This is a genomic window from Bradyrhizobium sp. (assembly GCF_049581145.1).
In the GTDB taxonomy this organism is placed as follows: Bacteria; Pseudomonadota; Alphaproteobacteria; order Rhizobiales; family Xanthobacteraceae; genus Bradyrhizobium.
In genome coordinates this window covers 1-1,956 of the sequence record NZ_JBAURI010000012.1, presented here as the reverse complement: position 1 = coordinate 1,956, position 1,956 = coordinate 1, and the positions used below count along the sequence as shown (strand labels likewise).

Sequence of the window (1,956 nt, the reverse complement as noted above, 5' to 3'; positions counted from 1 at the left end):
TGCGTAGGGTGGGCAAAGGCGCTTGCGCCGTGCCCACCGCCTCTCCGCATGGGCTCATCGTGAATGGTGGGCACGCTGTGCTTAACCTACCCTACCGGATTTCCATCGTCGTTCCGGCCAAGCTAAGCGCGACTCGGCACCCACGATCAATCATTGCGGCGATGCCGACGCCGACAAGACGGCCATGCTATCGCGGCTGTTTGACGGCGTTTCGGCTGATAGCGCCCTGGAGACCGCGATGGCTCGGCTCTCAGATACCAAGACCGCTAGATTTTCCGGTTTTCGCGGGCCATGCTTTCACCTCGTCCATCAGGCAGGAACGAATACTAGCAAATCCTGCGTCGACTCCCGTTCGCCGGACCATCGGTAAGCGGTCAGGTATCCCTCCTTGGCGACGCTGAAATCCAGGCAGGCGGCGTTCGGCGCGGTGATACTCGGCGGCCCCTTGAGCCAATAGTGGCCAAACAAACCGGGCTTGTTCTCGTGATATCGATAACCCTGGGAAGCGTGGAATCCGGTATTTCCCGCTCCCGACCTTCCATCCCGAGGGCGGCGCTGCGGAAGGTTTTTACGCCCTGATTCACCAGCGCAACCGACCTCCTGGCGCCGGTGCCCATCCCATCGCCGCGCAGGCGGATTGATGGGTTTCGCAAGGGCTCTACTCATCCTACGATCTTCGTTCCATGCGATCAGGACTTCGGAAACGGCGTAGTCGATTGACAGGACAAAGCCATGAAGCCTTTTCCGCTCAACGCCGAGACCGAGCCAATCGCCCGCAGCCTGGTCTGGTTCGAACGACCGGAAGAGGCCCTGGCCGATCCGGTGCGTTTCATGGCCTACGCGATGGCACGCGCCACCCATGAACAGATGCGGACGATCCGGCGTTACGTCACCTATGCCGAATTCCGCGAGGCCCTCGACAACGCGCCTCCCGGCATCATCGATCCCCAGTCCAGGGCCTATTGGAACTCGAAGCTCGGCCGCTATCCCGCGCCGCCATTGCCCTCGCGCCGGTTCGGTTGATCGGCCTGATCCGCTGCATGTCGCGCGTCGTCATGGGTTGCTGCCCGATGACCGTGATTTTGCGGAGATGGAGAGGCATCTCCGCCTCGAGGTCGTGTGAGCACCTGCGCCACGAAGCGAGGCGGCCCGGTTCTTGCGGTGTTCGAAGCAGGGCCTGTCGGCCTGTTTCAGATCAGCGCATTCGGAGAGTACCGATGACAGAACGTCAGTATCATTTTGGGAATGCCACCATCATCGCGCCAAGGGAGGCGGCTCGGATTGGCGCACTCATTGCCGATCTCGATCGGGTGGTCCACCTGCTCGATGACGACATTGCCGCCGAGGAGGAGCGGGCGCAGGTGTTCACCTCCGCGGACGTCGCATATCCGTTCCTCGCCCGAACGCTGGCGGAGCGCCGGGATAATCTGAGGGCCACCATCGCCATGCTCGAGCGGCAGCTGGCCGGCCTGCACGAGCCGGCCTGAGGCGTTTCCGGCTCAGGGCAAGGCCGGGAGCGGAGCGCCGCGCGATCGCGGCATGGTGTCGACACCTGCCGCTGGTGCCCTGTCAGGACAGCGGCGGGGATCGGCAATGGAAGGGCCGGATTCCCACATCTCCTCTGCCGTCATTCCGGCGCGCGCTGTTGCGCGAGCCCGGAATCCATAACCACGGGCACACGTTGTGGTGTGGACGCGTTGCCGCGCCTTCCGGAATATTTCGGTCTGTGGTTATGGATTCCGGGCCTGCACTCCGACCGGCTGGCGCCGGCCGGAGTGCATCCCGGAATGACGAACAGTGGGGGTCAACTAGATAGGATCGGTCTCATGGAATCGCTCGACGAGTTGCTGCGATCCTTCGGCGCGCGTCGCCGGTCCGATCGGCGCCGGCGCTTGCCGCTGCGGCGCGGGCGGCGGCGCAAAAAAGCCGCCCGGGCATGACTCCGTGCGGCTTCAT

General features: G+C 63.7%; 2 protein-coding genes. Both read left to right on the top strand.

Annotated features, from left to right (window positions below; all coding sequences use genetic code 11):
* Window positions 1–732 precede the first annotated feature (732 nt).
* The gene (locus WCB02_RS00420; protein ID WP_423955124.1) at window positions 733–1,023 is read left to right on the top strand and encodes a hypothetical protein; all 291 of its coding nucleotides are present in this window, start codon (window positions 733–735) and stop codon (window positions 1,021–1,023) included.
* Between the two features lie 194 nt (window positions 1,024–1,217).
* The gene (locus WCB02_RS00415; RefSeq protein WP_423955123.1) at window positions 1,218–1,487 is read left to right on the top strand and encodes a hypothetical protein; all 270 of its coding nucleotides are present in this window, start codon (window positions 1,218–1,220) and stop codon (window positions 1,485–1,487) included.
* Window positions 1,488–1,956: the final 469 nt, after the last annotated feature.

Coding starts and splice junctions, on each gene's coding strand:
- WCB02_RS00420 (WP_423955124.1), top strand. CDS start 733: ATGAAGCCTTTTCCGCTCAACGCCGAGACCGAGCCAATCGCCCGCAGC.
- WCB02_RS00415 (WP_423955123.1), top strand. CDS start 1,218: ATGACAGAACGTCAGTATCATTTTGGGAATGCCACCATCATCGCGCCA.